At 65.0% G+C, this 511-nt stretch carries 2 protein-coding genes; both read right to left on the reverse strand.

Annotated features, from left to right (window positions below):
- A partial coding sequence (locus tag J5M67_RS27875; RefSeq protein ID WP_243434925.1) for an SET domain-containing protein-lysine N-methyltransferase occupies positions 1-190 on the reverse strand: 190 nt, incomplete at its 3' end.
- A partial coding sequence (locus tag J5M67_RS27880; RefSeq protein ID WP_207888605.1) for a hypothetical protein occupies positions 187-511 on the reverse strand: 325 nt, incomplete at its 5' end. The genes J5M67_RS27880 and J5M67_RS27875, both read right to left, overlap by 4 nt.

The raw sequence follows: 511 nt of genomic DNA on the forward strand, positions 1-511 counted from the left end.
CTTCCAGCGCGAAGTAAAAGGTGTGATTCGGATCGTCCGGGTCGTGCGGATGGCGGCGCAGCGCCTCTTTCCACGAGATCCGCTCGCCCTTGTATTCGACTACGCGCTCTCCCGCCTTGATCGGTACCGCGGCGAATACGCCCTTGCCGTGAACGCCCGAGCGGCGTACCACGATCCTGCGTGAACTCATCGAACGAATCCTTTGAAGACGACTTGAAACTGAAACGATCGCGCCGCGCATTGCGTGCCGGCCGCGCGGCTTGGCCCGTCGCGCCGCAGGCGGCCATCATAGGCCGCGCGCGGCACCGGGCGCGAATCATCGAATCCTACACGTTCGGGATTGCTTCGTTCAACATCGAACGGCCGCGCGATGCACGAAGTCGCGCGAAATTCGCGCAAATGGCGAAACATCGCCCGCATCGGCAATCGAAACGGCGCGCTCGAAATCGGCATGCGAGCCGCGCACCGGCGGCTCGCCTCCATGCGCCGCGCGCGGCGTTCAGCGCTGGCC

Source organism: Pseudomonas sp. 30_B (assembly GCF_017491605.1).
Classification (GTDB): Bacteria; Pseudomonadota; Gammaproteobacteria; order Pseudomonadales; family Pseudomonadaceae; genus Pseudomonas.